Here is a 22,094-nt window from a genome sequence, read left to right as displayed (position 1 = left end):
TCTGCTGCGCCGCGCGACTGTCTGCTGCGCCGCGCGACTGTCTGACGCGCTGCGTGACTGTCTGACGCGCTGCGTGACTGTCTGACGCGCTGCGTGACTGCCTGACGCGCTGCGTGACTGCCTGATGCGCCGCGTGACCGACTGACACGCCGCGTGACTGCCTGACGCGCAGTGCGCGGTAGCAGCGGTGGATCGGCACCGTACGGCGGCCCCCTGCCCGTTCAGTCCAGCGCCCAGGTGACCTGCACCGAAGCCCCGACCTCGGTCTCGCCCGGCACCACCGGCACCGGGGAACTGCTCGCGGCCATCCGCATCGGCGCCATGTCACCGGCGATCTCGTAGGCGCGCGGGGGAGCGGAGCCGGTGTCCTCGACGATCCGCACGACCGTGCCCAGCGCGATGCCCGCCCTGGCCGCGTACTGCTCGGCCTTGGTCTTCGCGTCGTCGAAGGCGGCATCGCGGGCCTGCGCGAGCAGCGGTTCCGGATCGGCGATCGTCCTGGCCAGGCCGCCGAGGCGGACATCGTCGCCGCCCGCGGTCACCGCCGCGGCCACCGTCTCGGCGGGTTCGGTGCTCTCGCGCAGCGCCACGCTCAGCCCGGTGGTGGCGAGATAGCCGGTGATCTCGGTGCGCCCGTTGTCGGTGTAGACGGTCTCGGTGCGCACGCTCAGCCCGCTGGTCGCCATGTCCGCGTCGCGCACCCCGGCCGCGCGCAGGGCCGCGACCACCGCGCTCACCCGGTCACCGGCGCGCGCGTATGCGGCCGCGACCGTACCGGCCCGCGACTCGACCGACAGCGTGACCCGGATCAGATCCGGGACCGCGCGCACCGTGCCACGCCCGAACATCGTGACGCTCGCCTGCCAGGACTTCTTGCCCACGCGATCCTCCCGTCGGTCGAAACGCTCCTGTGCTGCCCAACGTCGCGCGCCCGCACCGAGTTCCGCAGCGGCTCAGTAGTTGCTCGCATTGCCCGACAGCGTCCGCAGCGCGGCGTCCATCTGCGTGTAGGCACTCGCCGCGAGCCGCTGCAACAGCGCCAGCTTCAGCTGCGGATGATCAGCGGCGAGCGCGTCGAAGGCAGCCGGGCTCAGCACCGCCACCCGCACCGCGGTCTCAGCCACCACATCGTTGACGAACGGCTCCCCGAGCAGCATCGGGATCTCCCCGAACGACATCCCCGCCGACAGCGTGACCAGCCGATGCGCCCGCCCGTCGGTGCCCGCGAAGGTCATCCGCACCCGCCCGGACAGGATCAGGTACAGCCCCGAGCGCGGCGAACCTCGCTCGGCGATCACCTCACCCCTGGCCAGCGTCCGGCACTGGAACTCCGGCGTGAGCCGGGCCCGGGCGGTGTCGTCGAGCCCGGCCAGCAGCGGATGCTCGGTCAGCTCGAGCGACGGGCGCGCCGGTGCCTCCGCGGGCCGGTGCCGGTCCAGGACGATGTCCTCGCACCATTCGGTCGCGGTGTCGCGGTCGATGAACACCCGGCCGCGCGGGTCCCGGGGATCCAGGCTCGACACCTCGTGCCCGAGCTTGGCGTCGGGATCCACCAGCGCCACCCGGGTGTGCCCGCGCACCAGCGCGGCCTGCAGGCTCTCGAGCATGTCGCGGGCCACCGCGCTCACCTCGCCGACCCGCCGCAGGTCGATCACCAGCGCGTCGAGCGCGCCCGCCTTGCTCTCGATCGCGCGCACCGCCCGCTCCGCGCCGGAGAACAGCAGGTCACCGTGTAGTTCGTAGACCCGGGCCCGGTCACCGTAGGTATCGAGCACCCGGGACTCGGCGGGGCTGCGCCGCATCCGCGAGGGCACCTGCGCCACGGTGTAGTCGGCGCGGATGGCGGTGCGCGCCGAGCGGGTCACGTGGGCGAAGTGCAGTTCCAGCCGCCGCGAGAGTTCCCGGCACACGGCCACCCCGCGCACGCTGTTGCCGTGCGCGTCCAGCCGCGGCGAGTACACCGAGATCCCGAGCTGCCCCGGCAGCACCGCGATGATCCCGCCGCCGACGCCGCTCTTGGCGGGCAGACCCACAGTGGTCACCCAGTCACCGGCCGCGTTGTACATCCCGCAGGTGGCCATCACACTGAGCACCCGCTCGGTCAGCGAGGCCGACAGCGCGCGTTCCCTGGTCCTCGGGTTCACCCCGTTGTCGGCCAGCGTCGCCGCCATCACCGCCAGGTCCTCGCAGGTCACCTCCAGCGAGCACTGCCGGAAGTACCGGTCGACCGCGTCGTCGGGATCGGCGTCGATGATCCCGACCGAGCGCAGCATGTACCCGATGGCCCGATTGCGGTACCCCGTGCGTGCCTCCGACTCGTACACCGCCGCGTCCATCCGCAGCTCGCGCCCGGCGAAACGCGAATAGGCGCGGCGCACCCGCTCGAACTTGTCCTCGGCGTCGCGGCCGTGGATCAGCGAGGTCGCGGTGATGGCGCCGGAATTGATCATCGGATTGCTCGGCCGCTGGGTCTCCGGATCCAGGCTGATCTCGTTGAACGGCTCGCCCGATGGCTCCACATCGATGTGCTCGGCCACCCCGTCGATGCCGTTGTCGGCCAGCGCCAGGGCATAGGTGAACGGCTTGGAGATCGACTGGATGGTGAACCCCACCTCGGTCTCGCCCACCCGGTAGATCAGCCCGTCGGCCGTGGACAGGCACAAGCCGAAGGCGTCGGGATCGACCGCGGCCAGCTCCGGGATGTAGTCGGCGGGCGCACCCGAGGTGTCGGCGCGGTGGACCGCGTAGACCTCGTCGAGGATCCCGGCCACCACACCCGGGTCGATCGTGCGCGCAACACCGTCCGGTTCGGCCACCACGTCACTGTAGGTGCCCTCGGCGCACCCCGGGGCGGGGACGCGCGGGAGACGGTCCTCACAGCCCCGCCGGTGACCGCGGCGAGCTCGGGTGCCCAGCTCAGCGGCCTGACCGTGCGCCGGGTGCACGGCGGACGAGGCGGACAACGGTGACCGCCGCGGGGCCCGCGAGCCGGGGCCCGTCGCGCGGGCAAATACACTGGGCGGATCAGCGAAGTAGTCCGGAGGGAGCGAGTTCAGGTGGGAGTGCTGTCGCGGGTGGATTCACCCGAAGATCTGCGCCGGCTGAGCGTGCCGCAACTGCGCGAACTGGCGGAGGAGATCCGCGAGTTCCTGGTGCAGAAGGTCGCCGCCACCGGAGGGCACCTCGGCCCCAATCTAGGGGTGGTCGAGCTGACCATCGCGCTACATCGCGTCTTCGATTCCCCGGCCGACCCGCTGATCTTCGACACCGGGCACCAGGCCTACGTGCACAAGATCCTCACCGGCCGCAAGGACCGCTTCGACTCGCTGCGCACGCGCGACGGCCTGTCCGGCTATCCGAGCCGCGCCGAGAGCGAGCACGACTGGGTCGAGTCCTCGCACGCCTCGGCCGCCCTGTCCTACGCCGACGGCCTGGCCAAGGCCTTCGCGCTCACCGACCAGGACCGCACCGTCGTCGCGGTCGTCGGTGACGGCGCGCTCACCGGCGGCATGTGCTGGGAGGCGCTCAACAACATCGCCGGTGCCCCCGACCGTCCCGTGGTGGTCGTGGTCAACGACAACGGTCGCTCCTACGCCCCGACCATCGGCGGCCTGGCCGACCGGCTCACCGCCCTGCGCACCCAGCCCGCCTACGAGCACGCCCTCGACACCGGCAAGCGCATCCTCAAGAGCATTCCCGCCGTGGGGGATTCGGCGTACTCGATGGTCCACGCGCTCAAGGCCGGGATCAAGGACGCGGTCAGCCCGCAGGAACTGTTCGGCGATCTGGGCATGAAGTACGTGGGCCCGGTCGACGGCCACGACCTGGTCGCGCTCGAGGCGGCCATGCGCCGCGCCAAGGACTTCGGCGGCCCGGTCGTCGTGCACGTGGTCACCCGCAAGGGCAACGGCTACGAGCACGCCGAGAACCACATCGCCGACCAGATGCACGCCTGCGACCCGATCGACCCGCTCACCGGCCGCCCGCTGGCGGGCAAGAAGGCCAAGGGCTGGACCACGGTCTTCTCCGAGGAGCTCATCGAGCACGCGTCCCGCCGCGACGACATCGTCGCCATCACCGCCGCCATGCCCGGCCCCACCGGCCTGGCCGCCTTCGGCGAGCGTTTCCCCGCGCGCATGTTCGATGTCGGCATCGCCGAACAGCACGCCATGACCTCCGCCGCGGGCCTGGCGCTGGGCGGCATGCACCCGGTCGTCGCGATCTACTCGACCTTCCTCAACCGCGCCTTCGACCAGCTGCTCATGGACGTGGCCCTGCTGAAGCAGCCCGTCACCGTCGTGCTCGACCGCGCGGGCATCACCGGCCCCGACGGCGCCAGCCACAACGGCATGTGGGACTTCTCCCTGCTCGGCATCGTCCCCGGCATCCGGGTCGCCGCCCCCCGCGACGGCGCCACCCTGCGCGAGGAACTCGCCGAAGCCCTGGCCGTCGCCGACGGCCCGACCGTGCTGCGCTTCCCGAAAGGCAGTGTCGCCGAGGACATCACCGCCGTCGAACGCCTCGACGGTGTCGACGTGCTGCGCCTGGCCGTCCCCGGCGGCGGGGCCGCCCAGTCCCAGCACGGTGACGTCCTGCTCGTCGCCGTCGGCCCGTTCGCCGAGACCGCCATGCAGGTCGCCGAACTGCTGGCGCCGCAGGGCATCTCGGTCACCGTCGTCGACCCCCGCTGGGTCCTCCCGGTATCCGACACCCTGGTCAAGCTCGCCGAGAACTACCGTCTCGTCGTCACCGTCGAGGACGGCGGCCTGCACGGCGGCATCGGCTCGACGATCTCGGCTCGCCTGCGCGACGCCGGTCTCGACGTGCCCACCCGCGATCTCGGTGTGCCGCAACAGTTCCTCGACCACGCCTCCCGCGCCGAGATCCTCGACGAACTCGGCCTCACCGCCGAGGCCATCGCCCAGCGGGTCGGCGGCTGGCTCCAGTCGCGTTGAGACGTTCGATCCGGCTGCCCGGCCTCGCCGTCGCCGCGCTCACCACCCTGCTGTTGTCCGGCTGCGCCGAGACCTCCAACTGGGAATCCCTGGAGCGCGGCGACTGCGGCTACTTCACCTACCCCGGCGGCACCGAACCCTGGAACCTGGAGCAGCGCGACTGCGCCGACCCCGAAGCCGCCCTGATCGTCATCCGCGCCGCGTCCACCGAGCAATGCGCCGACCACTCCTTCAGCGCCTCGCGCATCCCCCAGAAGGGCCGCACCCGCTACGTCTGCACCAGCCTGAACGCCCAGGTAGGCGACTGCTACAACAACATCGACCACCAGTACGCCCACCTCTACAAACTCCGCAAGGTCCCCTGCTCCACCCCCGGCTCCGCCGAGGTCACCGCCCGCACCGACACCGACGACCTCACCATCTGCGGCACCACCGATCCAGCGAACTCCACCACCATCCGCCACAAATCCGGCCCGGTCTCCTTCTGCCTGACCCACACCTAGCGCCGACGCGCTAGGTGTGGGGACGCCGCGCCACCACCCACCCCGAAGTTCTGTTCGGGGACCGTGGCGCAGCTCCGGCGGCGGGATCAGCCACCGGCTATCGGTAGGCCGGCTCGTTGTCCTCGCGATAGATCGCGATGGCCGACTTCATCAGCCGCACCACCGCCTGCCGTACCTCGGCGGAATCGGCCGGACGTGCCTCGACCACCGCTCCTCGCTCGGTCACCAGGTAGCGCCCGTCCGGGAAGTCCATCACATGGAACCCCTGCCCCGGTTCGGGCCGGTTGTCCACTGCCGCACCGGGATACCCGGCCACGTAGACCAGTGTCGGGCGCGGACGCCCGAAGAAGTCGTCGGCCTTCTGCTGCGGAGTGCGCCGATCCGCCGCCCATGGGTCGTACGGAGTCTCCTCGTCCAGATCGTGGGTGTTCATCGTGAACACCTCCCCGGACGCGGCCGCCGCCCGCGGCAGCCGCGCCACCAGCTTGTCCGGCACCGACGCGGTGTCGAGCAGGGTCATCCGGATATCGCCGCCGTTGCGATCCACCGGCACCCGTTGCTGCTCGACGAGCACCGCGGACTGCTCGTGCACCGCCGCGAAGGTGCGCAGCTTCTCACCGTCGCCGTACCCCGCCAGCTCGAAGCGCGCCTCGGGAGCCAGCAGGATCCGCAGCGCGGTCTCGATCGACGCGTCCCACAGCGGCAGGATCCGCTGCGCCTCCTGCTGCCACAGGCGGTCGTAGTCGTCGACCGTCTCGGCCTCGGTGTGGGTCTGCAACGGATACGGCAGCACATCGCGCTGGACCGAGCGCATCAGCACCGTGAACCCCAGCGGGCTGAACTGCCACTGCCCGCCGCTCATTCGCCGATCACCGGAGGCACCGTCCTCGCCCGCTGATCCTCCGACAGCCCGGTGAGCTCCTCACCGTTCTGCTGGTTGATCAGGTAGTCCTTGGTCGCGACTTCGTTGTCGTCGTCGCCCTTACCGCGCGCACCACCGGCGCCCATGCCGCCCATCCCCGACATGCCGTTGCGGCCCGCCGCACCGGAACTCGTGCCCGCACCGGTTCCGTTCGGCTTGCCCGCACCCCCGGGCGTCCCCGGCTGCGTGGCACCCGGCGTACCTCCGCCCGGTGAGCCACCGCCGGGCGATCCACCGGTGGGCAGCCCACTGGTTCCCGCGGGCTGCGTGCCCGCCGGTGTGGTGCCCGGTGTGGTGGGAGTGGTCGGGCTGGTCGGCGTTTCCGGGGTGGTCGTGGCCGGAATCGTGCTCGACGGCGAGGTGTCGTCGTCACCGGTGTCGTCGTCGGACGGATCCTCGGTGGTGGGCTGCTCGGTCGTCGGCTGCTCGGTGGTGGGTTGCTGTGTTGTCGGCTGCTGTGTTGTCGGCTTGGTGGTCGTTCCGCCCGGCTGAGTGCCCCCACCCGGAGTGTCGGTGTCCTTGTTGACCGGGTTGTACGGCTGGGGCACCTTCGGCACCTGCGTATCGGCCTCGCCGACCGCCTTGTAGAACACGCCCCGAACTACTTCCGCGCCTTCGGCTTTCGCGGTGTCCTCGTTGTGGCTGTCCATCTTCCAGGTCGGCCCGGGCACGTAGCTGAGCACCTTGCTGGTCGTGGAACTCTCGTGCGGCTGCACCCGATCCTTGGTGACCTGGGCCGCGGACTTCACCAGCTTCACCTTCTCGGCCATCATCTGCGCCGAGGTCAGCAGACTCCCGGACTTCTCGACGTACTGCGAGATCCCCTCACCCGCGCTGGCCGCCGCGTTCCCGCTCCACTTCTCGGCGATCGCCTTGCTGATCTCGGCGTCGTAGGTCTTGAACCCGGTCTCGAGCTGATTCCGCATCGACTCCCACCGCGTGTGCAAGGTGGTGATGTCGGCGACGTTCATCGCCTGAACCCGCTTAGTCTCCACCGCAGCGACGACTCTTTGGGGTCGTACGCGCTGGACTGGTCCTGCTGCACCCCATCGCTTCCAAGGTCAACAGTATGACGGGGAAACTGGTCTGCACTACAATCTGAATCGCTACTACGATCCTGAAATCGGCCGCTTCCTAACTCCTGATCCAATGGGCCTTTCTCCCTCTCCGAACCCCACTACATATCCACATAATCCGATCGTGTGGTCTGACCCGATGGGGCTTGCGCCCTGTCCGGTTCGCGTGTCGTCGATGAGCAGTGACTGGGCAACGAAGGGAGCACATGTTCATATTGGTGGAAAGGAAGTACGGGTTTATGCTCGTCACGATGGCATAATCGGTGCGGAGGGCTTAAGGATGTCCAATGGGGTGCCGAGTGATGCTCAGATTCGAAGAGTTGTGGACGAAATAAACTCGAACGCCGACGTGCGATCCGATTTGATTGCGAAGTCGCGGGCGGCGATGACGGAGATGAATGCACATAACTGGGGCAATTCCAGAAACAGGGCGGCGGAGATGCACTTCTTGATACGCGCGCTGGAAGGGATGGGTTAGATATATGTTTGTCAGCGTGGCTGCGTTTGTTGCCGATGCGGTGATCAAACGTTCAGTTCTTGAATTGCAAGTCGGGTCGCCAGTCTGTGATTTCGATCGCGTGTTAAACGATGTGGATTACGTCGAGGACATCGATAAACGTAGAACTACGATGCGACGGGACTATGGGATAGTCGAGCCGGGATTTACGCGAGATCCAGACTGTATGTGGAAATGCTTTAGCCTGAATCTGTCGGTTCATCGCCTGCGTTGGGGGGTGGTGATCCCGCCCGCGATTCCCATTGGCGGAAGCCGCCCCCAATCCGTGCTTTCGCTGGATGAACTCGAATTCGAACTGGCGTCCCATGGTCAAGCGATCACTGAATCCGGAACTCAGTTTCGCGACTTTCGGCGCTATGTATCAAACTCTGGGGCTGCCGTCACAGTCACTGCGGAGGCCTTCGATGACCAGATGGTTGCCGGGAGCATCTGGTCTGTTGAGCTGTGAGTGGGGGATTGGGCTCCGATGCGCTTGTATCGGCGGGCTGGTGGAGTTCCCACATGTAGTCGGAGTTCATGCCGTAGACGTCGGCGATCATCGTGGGTACCGCGGCCATGGCGGCGTAGGCGGAGATTTTGCGCATGTCGGTGTTCTGCGATCGGCGATAGCAGCACGGATCTGAGGTTTCAAGGACAGCAGTACGACGAGGAATCTGGGCTGCACTACAACTATCATCGCGTGTACGATCCGGCTACGGGTAGATACCTGACAACTGACCCTCTGGGTCTGCGCCCTTCGCCAAATCCGTCCGCTTACCCTCATAATCCGGTGACATGGATCGACCCCCTTGGCCTTCAGTGCTTGAAAGAGAACGAGACCTACCTGTATCGCGCTGTTCAGCAACGCGAGTTGGAGCAAATTCTCGAGTCGCGCACTTTTACCAACCCCGAGGGAATCGAGACGAAGTACTTCGCGTCGACCGAGGAGGGTGCAAACGCGTACGCGCGCGGAATGTTCAGCCGGTTCCCGGAAGAAGGGCCGTACACTATCGTGCGAACGACAATCGATCGAAGTCTGATCTCGGACATCAGTCGAATAGAGAACCTGGCCGACGCAGGCGTCGGCGACGCCGTGGCACTCCCCACCGAGGTCTTGAGCCAACTTGGTCGACCGCGAATTATTCCCTACGGACTGGCAGGAGGATAGATGACGCGCTTTATGGTAGCTGCCCAAAGTCACACCACGATCGAGAGGTGGCGTGACGCGAAACCTGCAGGGCTCGACGTCGCGTTCTTCGAAGGGCCACCTGCCAAACGCCCGGACGATTGCGACGCGGAGATCATGCCGGGCTTCATGGCCTACGACCGTTACGGCGGGACGCCGGTGGCGGGTCAGTCGCAAGTGCTCGCCAACTTCAGAAACGATTCCGCTCCAAAATTTATCGTCGCAACACCGCCATACGCCCCAACAGTAGGACGTGTTGATAAAGAGATTGCCGACAGGAAATTGTTCGATATGTTTCACGCCTGCATGAATGCGATTACAAGTCACAACAATGCCGGTAAATCGAAGATTGAATACGTACTGATCGTTGCGGATGCGTTGGGCTTAGAGGGCATCCCTCATGACGTCGTTTCGAGCTCCTTCTTCAGGGCGGCAGCAGACATCTGATCGGGAGTGGATCAAGAGCGCCCATCGGGTTCGGTTGCTGAGTCGTCGCCAACGGGTCAGTGCCGCACGAGATTCAGGAATCCGGAGTGGATGGTGCGGTGTCCCACCGGATCGCGGTCGCCGGTACCGGTGGAGCTGGCGAAGGTTTGTTCGACGATCCAGCGGCCCGCAGTTTACCGGGCTGGGCCCGGTGTCCCTGCCTGCTACGGGGACGTCGAGATCGACGCCGGGGACCCCGCGGTGACGGTGGGAAGTCAGGTCGACGGGGTGAGGGCCTGGGTGAGGGTGGGGACGGTGAGGGTGCGTTGCCAGGGGCGGGCGCCGCCGGTGTGGAGGAAGGTCTCGATGCGGGCGGACAGTTCCTCGGGGGTGCCGGGGTTCTTGTAGTCGGGGAGGGCGTCCCAGCAGAGGCGGCGGACCAGGTCGGGGGAGAGGAGGTTCTCCACGGGGATGGCGTATTCGGTGGAGAGTTTGCCCATGGCGCTGCGGGCGGTGTTGAGGCGGGCCGCGGCGGCGGGGTCGCGGCGTTCCCAGCGGTTGACCGGGGGAGGGCCGTCGAAGGGGAGGGTGAGTGGGGGGAGTTCCTTGTCGGGGAGGGTGCGGGCGCGTTCGACGGCGGCGAGCCAGTCGCGGGAGTAGCGGCGCTGGCGGGGGCCGCCGAAGACCGGCAGGTTGCGCAGCTGGGCGATGGTGCGGGGTTCGGCGGTGGCGGCGGCGACGATGGCGGAGTCGGGCAGGATGCGGGCGGGGGCCACATCGCGGGCGCGGGCCAGGCCGTCGCGGGTGGTCCACAGTTCGCGCACGATCGCCAGCTGGCGGGTGCGGCGCAGGGTGTGGATGCCGGAGGTGCGGCGCCAGCGGTCGGCCTTGGGGGCGGGCGGGTCGAGGCTGCGCACGTGCTCGAATTCCTCGGCGGCCCAGTCGATCTTGCCCTGGGCGGTGAGGTCGGCGGCGACGGTGTCGCGCAGTTCCAGCAGCAGTTCGACATCGAGGGCGGCGTAGTTGAGCCACTCGTCGGGCAGCGGGCGGGTCGACCAGTCGGCGGCGCCGTGGCCCTTGCGCAGCGAACGGCCGAGCAGGTTCTCCACCATCGCGGCCAGGCCGACGCGTTCGTAACCGGCCAGGCGGCCGCCGAGCTCGGTGTCGAACAGGCGGGCGGGGCGCAGGCCGAGTTCGGCGAGGCCGGGCAGGTCCTGGTCGGCGGAGTGCAGGACCCATTCCAGGCCGTTGATCGCGTCGGCCAGCGGGGTCAGGGCATCGGTGATCGGGATCGGGTCGATGAGGAACGAACCGGCGCCGGCGCGGCGCAGCTGGATCAGGTAGGCCCGCGCGGAGTAGCGGAAACCGGACGCGCGCTCGGCGTCGACGGCCAGCGGGCCGGTGCCCGCGGTGAGGGCGGCGGCGGCCGCGGCGACCTCGTCGGCGGTCGCCAGCACAGGTGGAACCCCCTCGGCGGGGGCGAGCAGGGGCTCTGCTGCGGTGGGTTCCTCGGCGACCGGCATAACCGAGAACTCTACGTGGCGTTCACGGGCGATCGGTGCGGGTATAGGACTCCGGTCGCAAATGGGTGATCCCCGCGGGCGGGAGTCCGGCCGCGAACGCGAGCACCTCGCAGAACGCCTCCACGTGCCGCCGCATCTCGGTGTTCATCGCCGTCCAGGAGGCGCGCAGCTCCAGCTGGTGGGCGCGCGGCGGGCCCGCGATGTCGCCGTAGCGGACCGAGCTGGTGGCCGTGACGGTGCCACCGAGCGCGGTGAACGGCTCGCCGCGTGACTCCAGCGAGTCGACCAGCCAGCTCCAGGCCACCTCGGGGAGTAGCGGGTCCGCGGCGAGGGCGGCGTCGATGTCGGCCTGGATGTAGGCGACCAGGCGGAACACGCCGTTCCATGCCTCGTCACCGTCGGGGTCGTGCAGCAGGATCAGCCGGCCGAACGCGTCGCCCTCGGAGTCGATCGGCACCGGGCCGCCTTCGGGGTGGGTGACCTCCGCTCCGAGCGCATAGGAGAACGGCGCCAACCGTTGCGGGGGACGGATAGGCGCCAGCTCGATTCGAGGGTGCACTGTTGCGGTGCCCATCGCATCGACCGCCGCCCGGAAAGAAGCAGGCTCGCGGGGCGTTCCCCCGGTCGGTGCGGCGCCGTCGCGGATGTCGAGCGGTGTCACGAGGAGCAACCGTAGACGGTGGGCGGCCGGTGCGCGCGGAGGCGCGCCGCCTCGCGTGGCGGGACCGGCCTCGAGGTCACCTAGGATGGGCGGTGATGAGCACTTACACCCGCCGCCGGTTGACCGATGCCCCGTTCCTGGCCGCCGCCACCGGCGCGACGCCCAGCAGGCGGCCGGTCTGGTTCATGCGTCAGGCCGGTCGGTCGCTGCCGGAGTACCGGGAGCTGCGCAAGGGCATCGGCATGCTCGAGTCGTGCTTCGACCCGGAGCTGGTGTGTGAGATCACCATGCAGCCGATCCGCCGCCACGGCGTCGACGCGGCAATCCTGTTCTCCGACATCGTCGTTCCGCTCAAGGCCGCCGGGATCGATCTCGACATCGTGCCCGGCGTCGGACCGGTCATCGCGTCGCCGGTGCGCACCGCCGCCGATGTGCGCGCGCTGCCGCGGCTGCGGCCCGAGGAAGTGGGCGCGGTCTCGGAGGGCGTGCGCCTGCTGACCGCCGCGCTCGGTGACACCCCGCTGATCGGTTTCGCCGGTGCGCCGTTCACCCTGGCCTCCTACCTGGTCGAAGGGGGTCCGAGCAAGCAGCACGAGCGCACCAAGGCGATGATGCACGCCGACCCGCAGACCTGGCACGCCCTGCTCGGCACCCTCACCGACATCACCATCGCCTTCCTGCGGGCCCAGCTCGCCGCGGGCGTGGACGCGATCCAGCTGTTCGACTCCTGGGCGGGCGCGCTCTCCCTCGCCGACTACCGCGAGTTCGTGCTGCCGCATTCGGAGCGGGTCTTCGCCGAGGTCGCCGACGCGGGCGTGCCGCGCTTCCACTTCGGTGTCGGCACCGGCGAGCTGCTCGGCGCCATGGGCGAGGCTGGTGCCGACGTGGTCGGTGTCGACTGGCGGGTGCCGCTGACCGAGGCCGTGCGGCGGGTCGGCGCCGGAAAAGGCTTGCAGGGCAACCTCGATCCCGCGATCCTGTTCGCCGGATTCGACGCGGTCGAGAAGGAGACCCGCCGGATCGCGCACGAAGCCGACGAGGCGATCACGCTCGGGGCGAGCGGGCACATCTTCAATCTCGGGCACGGGGTGCTGCCGGATACCGATCCCGGTGTGCTGACCGCGCTGGTCGAGCTGGTGCACTCGCTCTAGCAGTTCCGGACGATCGATCACCACGCTCCGGATGGTGTTCGCCGCCGGGTGGATTCCGTCGGCCGAGGCCGTGACGCGAGCCGTGGTGATCGCCGGGTCCGGAAGCCGATCGCGCGATTCGGGCGGTCAGCGTCGCTGCCGTCGGTGACTGCCCCGGCCCAGCGTGGGGCGGGACCGAGACGGGGCGAGGGAGGGACGCTCGGGCGTGCCGGTGGCGAGTAGCGGGCCCGGGCTCTGCTCGGCGTGATCCGTCCGACAGCTGTGCGGGTCGGGGTGGGTGGGCAGTGGCGACGCGGCTACGGTCGAAGCATGCGGATCGCGGTTATCGGGGGCGGAATCAGTGGGCTCGTCGCGGCGTATCGGCTGCGGCAGCGGCTGGGCGACGACGCCGACATCGTCGTGGTCGAGCAGGGCGCGCGGGTCGGTGGGGTGCTGCGCACGGGTGAATTGGCCGGGGAGCCACTGGATCTCGGTGCCGAGGCGTTCGTCGGGCGACGGCCCGAGGTGATCGAGCTGATGACCGAGCTCGGGATCGAGGATCAGCTGGTGCGGCCCGCGGGCAAGCGGCCGCTGGTGTGGGCGCGGGGGCAGGCGCATCCGCTGCCCGGGCGCACCCTCATGGGGATTCCGTCGGACGCGGACTCGCTGCGCGGCCTCGTCGACGAGGAGACCCTCGCGCGGGTCGCCACCGAGCCGCGGCGGCCGCTGGACTGGGAACCCGGCGGCGATGTCGACGTGCAGAGCCTGGTCGCCGACCGGTTCGGGCCGCAGGTGGTGGCCCGCAGTGTCGACCCGCTGCTGGGCGGGGTCTACGCGGGAATCAGCGCGTCCATCGGGATCAGGGCCGCGCTGCCGACCCTGGCCGCCGCCCTGGATCGCGGGGCCACCAGCCTCACCGAGGCCGTGCGGCAGGCGATGCCCGCGCCGAGTAGCGAACCGGTCTTCGGCGGGCTGCGCGACGGGTACGGCGCCCTGCTCGCCGCGCTCACCACGGCGTCGGCGGCCCGGATCGTCACCACGCTCGCGGCCACCCGGATCGCCGCCGCGTCACGCGGCTGGGTCGTGGACCCGCTCGGGCTCGTCGACGCCGTCGTCCTGGCCACGCCCGCCCCCGTCACCGCGCGCCTGTTGCACTTCGTGGCACCCGAGGCCGCCGCGGCCGCCGCGGGCATCGACCTGTCCTCCTCGGCGCTGGTTGCGCTGGCCCTGCCGCGTGACACCGAGCTCCCGGATAATTCCGGAATCCTCGTCGCTACCGGAGAACCCTTGCGCGCCAAGGCCTTCACGCTGTCCAGCCGCAAGTGGCCGCATCTGGCCGAGCGTGAGGTCGCCCTGGTCCGCGCCTCCTTCGGCCGCTTCGGCGACGAATCCCCGCTCTCGTGGACCGACGACGACCTCGTCGCCGCCGCCGTCGCCGACCTCACCACGGTCACCGGCGTCCCGATCGCCCCCCTCGACGCCGTCGTCCAGCGCTGGCCCGGCGGCCTCCCGCAATACGCCCCCGGCCACACCGCCCGCATCGCCACCCTCGAATCCGCCCTGGCGCCCCTCGACGGCCTCGCGGTCGCGGGCGCCTACCTCCACGGCGTCGGCGTCCCCGCCTGCGTCGCCACCGGCACCGCCGCCGCTACCCGCATCGCCACCACCCTGGCCACCCGCGCCGGTTGACAGCCGCGGATCCTCCAGTGACACAGGCACACTGGCGGAATGCGGGACGTCGACGCGGTGCTGTGTGACCTGGACGGCGTGCTCCGCTGGTTCGACGGCGACCGTCAACGGTGGATCGAGCGGCACTACGAGCTTCCGGTACTCGCGACCGCGTTCGCCCCGGAGCGTATGGTCCCCGCCGTCCTCGGGCAGATCACCGCCGCGCAGTGGCTGACGTCGATCGCCGCCGCGCTGGGCGGGCATCCGGCGGCCGTCCGGGCGACCGAGGAGTTCGCCGCCGTCGAGTTCTGGATGGACGAGCAGGTCTGGGATCCGGCGGAGCTGCGGGCGGGCCTGCGGGGTGATTGCGGGGTGTTCGCCGTGACGGAAAATACGCACGGGGAGACGTAATAGATCGCACGGTGTTCGGGCGGTGGAAACCGGAGTTCGCGCCGATACGCTCGGTGGCATGCAGCTCTCGCCCTCGACCGACATCGCGTTGCGGGCCGTCATGCGGCTGGCCGCCGGTGACGACACGGGCGGGCGGGTGACGACCGGGATCATCGCCCGGCAGGTCGGCGCGTCGCCGCGGCACACGTCCAAGGCCATCGCCCGATTGGTGGCGATGGGGCTGGTCGAGGCCCAGCGCGGCCGCAACGGTGGGCTCACGCTCACCCGGGCCGGTCGCGAGATCCGGCTCGGCACGCTGGTCCGTGACCTCGAGGACGACCGCGAGATCGTCGACTGCGCCGGCGAGCATCCGTGCCCGCTGATCGCGGCCTGCCGGTTGCGCAAGCTCCTGGCCGAGGCGAAGGCGGCGTTCTACGCCGAACTCGACCGCTATGTCGTCGCCGACCTGGTGTCCGGTCCCGCCGGGCGTTTGCTGCAGCTGCTCGCGCACCCTGGCGCGGGCACCGGTGATTCCCAGGAGTGAACAATGACCACATCCGTCCGTCGCGGCGCCCCCGAACTCGACCCGGCCCACGCCGAGATCGTCCGCGCGACCCTGCCGTTGATCGGCGCGAACATCGACGCCATCACCAGCACGTTCTACGCGGGCCTGTTCGAGCGGCATCCGGACCTGCGCCGCGACCTGTTCAACCAGGGTAACCAGGCTCAAGGCAGCCAGCAGCGCGCCTTGGCCGCCTCCATCGCCACCTTCGCTGGTTACCTGGTCGACCCGGACCTGCCGCACCCGAGCGCCCTGCTCGCCCGGATCGGGCACAAGCACGCCTCGCTCGGCATCACCGCCGACCAGTACCAGGTGGTGCACGACAACCTGTTCGCCGCGATCGTGGCAGTGCTCGGCGCCGATGTGGTCACCGCACCCGTGGCCGCGGCCTGGGACGCCGTGTACTGGCTGATGGCCGACGCGCTCATCGACCTGGAGAAGCAGCTCTACGTCGCCGCGGGCGTCGAACCGGGCGAGGTGTTCCGCGCGGTCCGGGTGACCGCGCGCACCGACGACGCGGCGGGCACGGCCGTCTTCACCGTCACCGCGGCCGATCCCGCGCAGCGCCTGCCCGAATTCCTGCCCGGACAGTACCTCTCGGTCGGTGTCCGGCTGCCCGACGGCGCCCGGCAGCTGCGCCAGTACAGCCTGGTCAACGCCCCCGGCGGTGGTCTGCTGGAATTCGCCGTCAAACGGGTGCGGGCGGCGGCGGGCTGCCCGGCGGGGGAAGTGTCGAATCACCTGCACGACACCGTGTTCGCCGGGGACGAACTCGAGATCACCCTGCCCTTCGGCGATCTCACCGTCGACACCGACACCGACAACCCGCTCGTGCTGATCTCCGCGGGCATCGGCGCCACCCCGATGATCGGCGTGCTCGAACACCTCGCCGCGCACACCCCGCACCGGCCGGTCCAGGTGCTGCACGCCGACGCCGCCCCGGACACCCATCCGCTGCGCGACCGGATGCGCGCGCTCACCGACCGCCTGCCCGGCGCGAGCCTCGACCTCTGGTACGCCGAGCCCACCCCGGGCGCGCACACGGGCAGGCTCGACCTCACCGCGGTCGCCCTGGCGCCGGACGCGCAGGTGTATCTGTGCGGCGCAACGGGATTCCTCGACGCGGCCCGCGCCCAGCTCGCGGCCGCGGGCGTGCCCGCCGAACGCGTGCACACCGAGCAGTTCACGCCCACCGACTGGCAGGCGCTGAGCTGCCCGGTGTGAGCTCCGGCGTGTCCCCGGTCACGGCGGTAGCGATCGGGCATGATCGCCCGCTGTGACCACCAGCGACGAGCACGGACACCGCACCCTCATCCTCGACCCCGACCTCGGTCCGGTCGAATTCCACGCCGATCGGGTCAGCACCGTCGTCTCGATCTTCGGCACCGACGAGAACCGGCCGTGGCGCACGGACCGGGCCACCCCGCGCTGACCGGCACGGCAGTGGCACGATAGGAATCATGGCGCGACTCGATTATCAGGCTCTCAACTCCACCATCCGCTACCTGATGTTCTCGGTGTTCCAGGTCCAGCCGGGCGTGCTCGGCGAGGACCGCACCGCGGCGATCAAGGAAGCCAGGGAGTTCTTCGACGGCCTCGCCGACAAGGGCGTGGTCCTGCGGGGCATCTACGACGTGGCGGGCATGCGCGCCGACGCGGACTTCATGCTGTGGACCCACGCCGAGCGCGTGGAGGACCTGCAGGCCGCCTACGCCGACTTCCGCCGCACCACCGAGCTGGGCCGGGCCAGCGCGCCGGTGTGGAGCAATGTGGCGGTGCACCGGCCCGCCGAGTTCAACAAGAGCCACATCCCGGCCTTCCTGGCCGGAGAGGACGCGGGCGACTACATCTGCGTGTATCCCTTCGTGCGCTCCTACGAGTGGTACCTGCTGCCCGACGAGGAGCGCCGCAAGATGCTCGCCGACCACGGCAAGGCCGCCCGCGGCTACCCGGACGTGCGGGCCAACACGGTGACCTCGATGGCCCTGGGCGACTACGAGTGGATCCTCGCCTTCGAGGCCCCCGAGCTGCACCGCATCGTGGACCTCATGCGCGACCTGCGCGCCACCGAGGCGCGCCTGCATGTGCGCGAAGAGGTGCCGTTCTTCACCGGCCCGCGCGTCGAAGTGGAGAAGCTGCTCACCGCCCTGCCGTGATTCTGGAGCGCTGGCGCGCTTGAGTTCGCGGCCCCTCGGGTCCCGTCGATCAGCCACCGTTGCTTGCTCCTTCGTCGCTTACGCAACGGCACCTGATCGACGGGACGGCCGCGAACCGCCGCTGCGCGGCGGACCCTCCTCGAGGTCGGGTCGTGCGGGTCAGGCGGGCGGGTCGGCGGGCTGCAGGCGCAGGGCGATGGAGTTGATGCAGTAGCGCTGGTCGGTGGGGGTGGCGTAGCCCTCGCCCTCGAAGACGTGGCCGAGGTGGCTGTGGCAGTTCGCGCACAGCACCTCGACGCGGCGCATGCCGAGGGAGTCGTCGGGGCGCAGGATCACCGCGTCGGAGTCGGCGGGGTCGAAGAAGGACGGCCAGCCGCAGTGCGAGTCGAACTTCTCGGTGCTGCGGAACAGTTCGGCGTCACAGGCGCGACAGGTGTAGACGCCCTCGGTCTTGGTGTCGGTGTACTCGCCGACGAAGGGACGTTCGGTGGCCGCCTCGCGCAGGACGGCGTATTCCCGCGGGTCCAGTTTCGTCCGCCACTGCTGCGGTGTCAGCTGGATGCGCGGTGTGGGCAACGAAGAACTCATCACTCCACGCTAATGGTTTCGGCCGGTGCGCGCCGCGACGCGCGGGCGGCACCGGCCGGGAAACCTACTTGAGCGCGGGTTCGCGATCCTCGACCGGCTCCTCCGGCGCGACCTCGTCCTCGTCGCGCGCGGTGGTGGTGCGCGGCGCGGGCGCGGGCGCGGGCTCGCGCGGCGTGGGCGCCTTCGACAGCCAGACCGGGTCGATGCCGAACTCCAGCCTGCCCTCCCGGCGGGCGGCCAGGTAGCGATCACCCAGGACGCAGAACACCACGATCAGCAGCAGACCCCAGCCGAAGGTCACCCGCAGGTACTCCAGGGTGCGCCCGACGCTCTGCCAGCGGTCCGAGAGCCACTTGTCGTAGGTCATGAACCCGAAGATCGCCAGCCAGGCGGGCCAGTTGCGCAGCACGGAATTGCGCAGCACCACCGACATCAGGAACGGGAACAGCATCATCGAGTAGTACATCTGGCCCAGCGAGGGCAGCAGGAACGACGCGGTGAGCAGCACCCCGGAGAACGTGGTGACGAAGAACAGCTCGTCGTGGCGGTAGTAGCGCCACAGCAGCCACAGCGAGACAGCGACGACCACGGCCATCACGCCCTGGACCACCAGGATCAGCCAGTGTGGCAGGCCGTAGTAGGCGCCGTTGCCGCCCACCGAGCTGTTGAAGTAGTCGCGGGTCTCCATCAGGTACGGCAGCACGTCGGTGAAGAACTTCCCGGCGTCCTTGGACAGCGGCCAGGCGATGGCGGTGAGCGCCACCGGCACACCGAGCGCGGTGATGAACACCTTCCACTGTCCGCGCACCGCCGCGACCAGCAGCAATGGCGCCAATGTCGGTTTGACCGCGATACTCAAACCCAGTGCCGCACCGGCCCACAGATCACGCCGGGACAGCAGCAGATGCAGGAAGATCAGCTCGGCCAGCAGCAGACAGCCGTTGACATTGGTGAACACCAGCGTGTTGATCACCGTCTCGGAGGCGAACATCGCCAGCAGCAGCGCGGGCGCGGCCACCGAACCCAGACCGAACTTGAACAGCCGCAGCAGCAGGTACCAGGCGATCAGGATCGCCGCGGCGTTGAGCGCGATGAACAGCCAGCGCGACAGCTCGTACTCGATGGCCGCGACCGGCGCGATCACCAGCGTGCCGCTCGGCGGATACAGGTAGTGCGGGTCCACCGAGTCGAAATTGGCCGTGTAGACCGGCCTGCCGTTCAGGAACTCGAACGAGGCGTTGTAGACCGGGCGGTAATCATCGGTGATGAACCCGTTGATCGCCTTGATGAAGACACGGTTCAGCACCGTCATGACCGCGAAGGGCCAGAGTGCGAACTTGATCACCTCGGCGGAGGTGCGAGCGGTACGAGGCTCGAGCTGTCGGAACAACACTGGGGCACGGTACACCGAATCGTGCGGCGATGGTGCGGGCGGACCCGTCCGACGCGCCGAAACGCCGGGGTCAGCGCCCCGCTCAGGCCGGGCAGGCGCCGCCGTCGCCGGGCAGTTTCGCCTCAGCGAGATAGGTGTTGACCGCCTTCTGCGCGCACCCGGAATGCGCGAGCACCGGGTGCCCCCAGCCCTGCCAGGTCATGGTGGCGTGCCGGGCACCAGCGACGCCGAGCGCGCCGGTGACCGAGGCCGCGCCGCCGCCGACGACCGGATCGGCCACCCCGGTGAACACCAGGACCGGCAGGTCCAGCTCGGTCGGCAGCGGCGGGGCGGTGGAGACCGGCCAGGCCGAGCAGACCATCAGGCCCACGGCCGCGGTCGGGCCGAACACGGGATACTTCTGCGACCAGGTCTGCAGCAGTTCGCGTGCCTTGTCCGGGGTGGGGGACTGCTGGCTGTCGGTGCAGCGGTTGACGAACTCGCCGTCGGAGTTGATCGCGGCCGATTCGCGGGTGACCAGCGCGGCCAGCGGCGCGCGATCGCCGCGCTCGGCGGCGGCCAGCACATCGGCCAGCGCGGTGACCCGGCTCGCCTGGTCGCCGCGGGGGCTGGACAGGAAGCCGGTCAGCGCGGTGGACAGGTCCGCGGCGGAGATCTCGCCGAGCTCGCCCGCGGCCGCCTTGCCCATCAGCGCGGTGACGCTCGCGCGCGGATCCGCGCCCAGTGCGCAGTTGGCGGCCTTGCACCGCTGCGCGAACGCGGTCAGCGCGGCCTCGGCGCCGGTGACGCGCGCCTCGGTCATGGTGGTGGCGTCGGCGTTGACGGGTTCGGGCGCGTCGAGCACCAGCCGGGCCAGGTGGTCGCCGTAGCGGCGGGCGTAGCTCATCGCCACCTTCGCGCCGTTGCCGGTGCCGAGCAGGTTGATCTTGTCGACCTGCCACTGCTTGCGCAGCTGCTCGATGTCGTCGGCGGCGTGCGGGGCATCGAAGGTGCCCTCGTAGGGCTGCAGGAAATCGCGGCAGGCGATGGTGGCGTCCTGGCTGTATCCGGCGACCGCGCCGACCGGGTCCTCGCTGCCGACGCCGAACTGGCCGAGATCGGTGAACACGGCCCGCAGCTGGGCGGGAATGCAGTCGATGGGCTGGGAGGCGCCGATCCCGCGCCGGTCCACCGCGACGACGGGCTGGGCGGTCAGCAGCGCGCGGTCCGGGCCGATCGCCAGGCCCGCCAGGGTCGAGGCCGAGGAGCGGTCCGACCCGGAGGTGAGGACCAGCGGCGGGGCGTCGGCGGGGGTCTCGGGCAGCCGGGCGCGCAGGGCGCCGGTACGGAAGGTGCCGATCACGGTGCCCGCGGTGTCGATCGGGGTGGAGAATTCGGCGCAGTCGAGCACCAGCCCGGCCGGGGCGGGGCCGAAGTCCAGCGAGCCCAGGGTCGCGGCGGTGCAGTCGCGCCACGCCAGGTCGGTCTCGGGGACCTGGGCGGTGGCCGGTTCGGGTGCGGTGGGCGCTTCGGTCTGCGCCCCGCCGACGCCGGGGCGCTCGACGGCGACGCCGGGCCGATCCGACGGCCCTGCCCCACATCCCGCGAGCATGATCGACAGTGTCGCGGCCGTCGCCGCGGCCCGAGTCCAGCGCATGGGCTACACACTGCCAGGTTCCGCGCCGGGTTTCATCGACGGGCCCATCGGGCCAGGACAGTGCCGTCCTCGGCGAGCACGAGTTGCTTGCGCGCCATCGGCAGATCGAATCCGCTCGCCGACAGCGAGATTCGCCCGCCCGCCCCGCCGACCAGCACCGGCGAGGTGCTCAGGCACAGCTCGTCGACCAGCCCGGCCTCGGCCAGCTGACCGAACAGATGCGGCCCGCCCTCGCACAGCACCCGGTGCAGACCGTGCTCGGCCAGCACCCGGACCAGCGATGTCGCGGTGATCGCCGCCTCGCCCGCGACCACGATCCGCGCGCCCGCCGCCCGCAGCGCGTCGACCCGCTCGGCCTCGGCGTGCGCGGTGGTGATGATCAGCGGCGGGGTCTCGGCGTCGGTGAACAGCTTCGCGGCCGGATCAAGGCGCGCGCTCGCGGTGACCACCGCGATCGGCGGCGGGGCACCGTCGGCGCTGCCGCCGATCCCGTGCCGGAAGTGCGCGCGGCGCCGCTCCGGATCCGGGTGCGCGCCGCCGTAGTTCTCCGCGCGCACGGTGCCCGCGCCGACCAGGATCACCTCGGCGAGTTCCCGCAGGACGTGGAAGACCCGGTGGTCGGCGTCGGTGCCCAACCCCTTGGACACCCCGTCCACGGCGAAGGCCCCGTCGATGCTGCTCACGAAGTTGGCCCGCAGCCACGGACCGGCCAGCTCGCGCGGATAGGCGTAACACCTGGCCAGTGCGTCGTCATCGAGGTCTGCGAGCTGGGTCACATTGTGGATACGCTGCATAGGGACCGATGCAACCACGTCCGTACGAT

23 protein-coding genes and 2 pseudogenes are annotated in these 22,094 nt (G+C 69.9%); 14 read left to right on the top strand and 11 right to left on the bottom strand.

Annotation, left to right across the window (positions count from 1 at the left end; genetic code table 11):
• Positions 1-221 precede the first annotated feature (221 nt).
• On the bottom strand, positions 222-881 hold the full coding sequence (locus WA675_RS11295; RefSeq protein ID WP_336084166.1) for an SIMPL domain-containing protein: 660 nt from the start codon (positions 879-881) through the stop codon (positions 222-224).
• Positions 882-953: 72 nt separating this feature from the next.
• Positions 954-2,819: a glutaminase A gene (gene glsA / locus WA675_RS11290; RefSeq protein ID WP_442945606.1), complete on the bottom strand. Its 1,866-nt coding sequence runs from the start codon at positions 2,817-2,819 to the stop codon at positions 954-956.
• A gap of 237 nt (positions 2,820-3,056) precedes the next feature.
• Between glsA and dxs the strand changes: the two genes are divergently transcribed.
• Together dxs and WA675_RS11280 are read left to right on the top strand one after the other, a co-directional pair.
• On the top strand, positions 3,057-4,955 hold the full coding sequence (gene dxs / locus WA675_RS11285; protein ID WP_336084165.1) for a 1-deoxy-D-xylulose-5-phosphate synthase: 1,899 nt from the start codon (positions 3,057-3,059) through the stop codon (positions 4,953-4,955).
• Positions 4,952-5,458 carry a hypothetical protein gene (locus WA675_RS11280; RefSeq protein ID WP_336084164.1) on the top strand — a complete coding sequence of 169 codons (507 nt, stop codon included), beginning with the start codon at positions 4,952-4,954 and terminating at the stop codon, positions 5,456-5,458. Before dxs ends, WA675_RS11280 begins: the two co-directional genes overlap by 4 nt.
• A 97-nt stretch (positions 5,459-5,555) precedes the next feature.
• On the opposite strand, the gene WA675_RS11275 is transcribed toward WA675_RS11280, so the two are convergent.
• Both WA675_RS11275 and WA675_RS11270 read right to left on the bottom strand, forming a co-directional pair.
• Positions 5,556-6,320, bottom strand: coding sequence for an ESX secretion-associated protein EspG (locus tag WA675_RS11275; protein ID WP_336084163.1), 765 nt, complete (start codon positions 6,318-6,320; stop codon positions 5,556-5,558).
• Entirely contained in the window at positions 6,317-7,351 is a 1,035-nt protein-coding gene (locus WA675_RS11270; RefSeq protein ID WP_336084162.1) for a hypothetical protein, read from the bottom strand. The genes WA675_RS11275 and WA675_RS11270 overlap by 4 nt, the downstream gene beginning before the upstream one ends.
• Before the next feature lie 49 nt (positions 7,352-7,400).
• Here WA675_RS11270 and WA675_RS11265 point away from each other — a divergent pair.
• From WA675_RS11265 to WA675_RS11255, 3 genes and pseudogenes are all read left to right on the top strand, one after another.
• Positions 7,401-7,592 (top strand): annotated as a pseudogene (locus tag WA675_RS11265) (RHS repeat-associated core domain-containing protein); the annotation flags it as partial.
• A gap of 39 nt (positions 7,593-7,631) precedes the next feature.
• Entirely contained in the window at positions 7,632-7,934 is a 303-nt protein-coding gene (locus WA675_RS11260) for a hypothetical protein (protein ID WP_336084161.1), read from the top strand.
• Between the two features lie 16 nt (positions 7,935-7,950).
• Positions 7,951-8,421 (top strand): hypothetical protein, encoded by a 471-nt coding sequence (locus tag WA675_RS11255; RefSeq protein ID WP_336084160.1) that lies wholly within the window; start codon positions 7,951-7,953, stop codon positions 8,419-8,421.
• Positions 8,422-8,455: 34 nt separating this feature from the next.
• On the opposite strand, the pseudogene WA675_RS11250 reads toward WA675_RS11255, so the two are convergent.
• A pseudogene (locus WA675_RS11250) lies at positions 8,456-8,569 on the bottom strand (magnesium transporter); the annotation flags it as partial.
• A gap of 2 nt (positions 8,570-8,571) precedes the next feature.
• On the opposite strand from WA675_RS11250, the gene WA675_RS11245 reads away from it, so the two are divergent.
• On the top strand, positions 8,572-9,120 hold the full coding sequence (locus WA675_RS11245) for an RHS repeat-associated core domain-containing protein (RefSeq protein ID WP_336084198.1): 549 nt from the start codon (positions 8,572-8,574) through the stop codon (positions 9,118-9,120).
• Positions 9,121-9,585 (top strand): hypothetical protein, encoded by a 465-nt coding sequence (locus WA675_RS11240; RefSeq protein ID WP_336084159.1) that lies wholly within the window; start codon positions 9,121-9,123, stop codon positions 9,583-9,585.
• Between the two features lie 254 nt (positions 9,586-9,839).
• On the opposite strand, the gene WA675_RS11235 is transcribed toward WA675_RS11240, so the two are convergent.
• On the bottom strand, positions 9,840-11,087 hold the full coding sequence (locus WA675_RS11235) for a ribonuclease D (RefSeq protein ID WP_336084158.1): 1,248 nt from the start codon (positions 11,085-11,087) through the stop codon (positions 9,840-9,842).
• A gap of 22 nt (positions 11,088-11,109) precedes the next feature.
• Positions 11,110-11,661 carry a DUF3000 domain-containing protein gene (locus WA675_RS11230; protein WP_442945603.1) on the bottom strand — a complete coding sequence of 184 codons (552 nt, stop codon included), beginning with the start codon at positions 11,659-11,661 and terminating at the stop codon, positions 11,110-11,112.
• Between the two features lie 182 nt (positions 11,662-11,843).
• Between WA675_RS11230 and hemE the strand changes: the two genes are divergently transcribed.
• The 7 genes from hemE to hemQ all read left to right on the top strand — a co-directional run bounded on the left by hemE (position 11,844) and on the right by hemQ (position 17,654).
• A complete protein-coding gene (hemE, locus tag WA675_RS11225; protein ID WP_336084156.1) occupies positions 11,844-12,899 on the top strand; it encodes a uroporphyrinogen decarboxylase in 1,056 nt (351 codons plus the stop codon).
• A 309-nt stretch (positions 12,900-13,208) separates the two neighbouring features.
• On the top strand, positions 13,209-14,567 hold the full coding sequence (locus WA675_RS11220; protein ID WP_336084155.1) for a protoporphyrinogen oxidase: 1,359 nt from the start codon (positions 13,209-13,211) through the stop codon (positions 14,565-14,567).
• Positions 14,568-14,606: 39 nt separating this feature from the next.
• Positions 14,607-14,957 (top strand): hypothetical protein, encoded by a 351-nt coding sequence (locus WA675_RS11215; protein WP_336084154.1) that lies wholly within the window; start codon positions 14,607-14,609, stop codon positions 14,955-14,957.
• A 58-nt stretch (positions 14,958-15,015) separates the two neighbouring features.
• Positions 15,016-15,480 (top strand): RrF2 family transcriptional regulator, encoded by a 465-nt coding sequence (locus WA675_RS11210; RefSeq protein ID WP_336084153.1) that lies wholly within the window; start codon positions 15,016-15,018, stop codon positions 15,478-15,480.
• Between the two features lie 3 nt (positions 15,481-15,483).
• Entirely contained in the window at positions 15,484-16,722 is a 1,239-nt protein-coding gene (locus WA675_RS11205) for a globin domain-containing protein (RefSeq protein WP_336084152.1), read from the top strand.
• Between the two features lie 52 nt (positions 16,723-16,774).
• On the top strand, positions 16,775-16,930 hold the full coding sequence (locus WA675_RS11200) for a hypothetical protein (protein ID WP_336084151.1): 156 nt from the start codon (positions 16,775-16,777) through the stop codon (positions 16,928-16,930).
• 28 nt (positions 16,931-16,958) lie between these two features.
• On the top strand, positions 16,959-17,654 hold the full coding sequence (gene hemQ / locus WA675_RS11195) for a hydrogen peroxide-dependent heme synthase (protein ID WP_336084150.1): 696 nt from the start codon (positions 16,959-16,961) through the stop codon (positions 17,652-17,654).
• 159 nt (positions 17,655-17,813) lie between these two features.
• Here hemQ and msrB read toward each other — a convergent pair whose 3' ends face one another.
• From msrB to WA675_RS11175, 4 genes are all read right to left on the bottom strand, one after another.
• Positions 17,814-18,242: a peptide-methionine (R)-S-oxide reductase MsrB gene (msrB, locus tag WA675_RS11190; RefSeq protein ID WP_336084149.1), complete on the bottom strand. Its 429-nt coding sequence runs from the start codon at positions 18,240-18,242 to the stop codon at positions 17,814-17,816.
• 64 nt (positions 18,243-18,306) lie between these two features.
• Positions 18,307-19,635, bottom strand: coding sequence for a glycosyltransferase family 87 protein (locus tag WA675_RS11185; RefSeq protein ID WP_336084148.1), 1,329 nt, complete (start codon positions 19,633-19,635; stop codon positions 18,307-18,309).
• Between the two features lie 82 nt (positions 19,636-19,717).
• Positions 19,718-21,271, bottom strand: a complete 1,554-nt coding sequence (locus tag WA675_RS11180; protein WP_336084147.1) for an alpha/beta hydrolase — start codon at positions 21,269-21,271, stop codon at positions 19,718-19,720.
• Positions 21,272-21,303: 32 nt separating this feature from the next.
• Positions 21,304-22,065 carry a pyrimidine reductase family protein gene (locus tag WA675_RS11175; protein WP_336084146.1) on the bottom strand — a complete coding sequence of 254 codons (762 nt, stop codon included), beginning with the start codon at positions 22,063-22,065 and terminating at the stop codon, positions 21,304-21,306.
• Positions 22,066-22,094 lie beyond the last annotated feature (29 nt).

It is taken from the genome of Nocardia sp. SSK8 (assembly GCF_037034205.1).
Taxonomy (GTDB): Bacteria; Actinomycetota; Actinomycetes; order Mycobacteriales; family Mycobacteriaceae; genus Nocardia.
The sequence above is the reverse complement of the archived record's forward strand: the minus strand, read 5'-3'. Positions and strand labels throughout refer to the sequence as shown.

Bases quoted from the DNA above. Each gene is read 5' to 3' on its own strand.
- WA675_RS11220 (WP_336084155.1), top strand. From the start codon at position 13,209: ATGCGGATCGCGGTTATCGGGGGCGGAATCAGTGGGCTCGTCGCGGCG.
- WA675_RS11230 (WP_442945603.1), bottom strand. From the start codon at position 11,661: ATGGGCACCGCAACAGTGCACCCTCGAATCGAGCTGGCGCCTATCCGT.
- WA675_RS11235 (WP_336084158.1), bottom strand. From the start codon at position 11,087: ATGCCGGTCGCCGAGGAACCCACCGCAGCAGAGCCCCTGCTCGCCCCC.
- WA675_RS11210 (WP_336084153.1), top strand. From the start codon at position 15,016: ATGCAGCTCTCGCCCTCGACCGACATCGCGTTGCGGGCCGTCATGCGG.
- WA675_RS11215 (WP_336084154.1), top strand. From the start codon at position 14,607: ATGCGGGACGTCGACGCGGTGCTGTGTGACCTGGACGGCGTGCTCCGC.
- WA675_RS11205 (WP_336084152.1), top strand. From the start codon at position 15,484: ATGACCACATCCGTCCGTCGCGGCGCCCCCGAACTCGACCCGGCCCAC.
- msrB (WP_336084149.1), bottom strand. From the start codon at position 18,242: ATGAGTTCTTCGTTGCCCACACCGCGCATCCAGCTGACACCGCAGCAG.
- WA675_RS11260 (WP_336084161.1), top strand. From the start codon at position 7,632: ATGAGCAGTGACTGGGCAACGAAGGGAGCACATGTTCATATTGGTGGA.
- WA675_RS11180 (WP_336084147.1), bottom strand. From the start codon at position 21,271: ATGCGCTGGACTCGGGCCGCGGCGACGGCCGCGACACTGTCGATCATG.
- WA675_RS11175 (WP_336084146.1), bottom strand. From the start codon at position 22,065: ATGCAGCGTATCCACAATGTGACCCAGCTCGCAGACCTCGATGACGAC.
- WA675_RS11275 (WP_336084163.1), bottom strand. From the start codon at position 6,320: ATGAGCGGCGGGCAGTGGCAGTTCAGCCCGCTGGGGTTCACGGTGCTG.
- WA675_RS11240 (WP_336084159.1), top strand. From the start codon at position 9,121: ATGACGCGCTTTATGGTAGCTGCCCAAAGTCACACCACGATCGAGAGG.
- WA675_RS11270 (WP_336084162.1), bottom strand. From the start codon at position 7,351: ATGAACGTCGCCGACATCACCACCTTGCACACGCGGTGGGAGTCGATG.
- hemQ (WP_336084150.1), top strand. From the start codon at position 16,959: ATGGCGCGACTCGATTATCAGGCTCTCAACTCCACCATCCGCTACCTG.
- hemE (WP_336084156.1), top strand. From the start codon at position 11,844: ATGAGCACTTACACCCGCCGCCGGTTGACCGATGCCCCGTTCCTGGCC.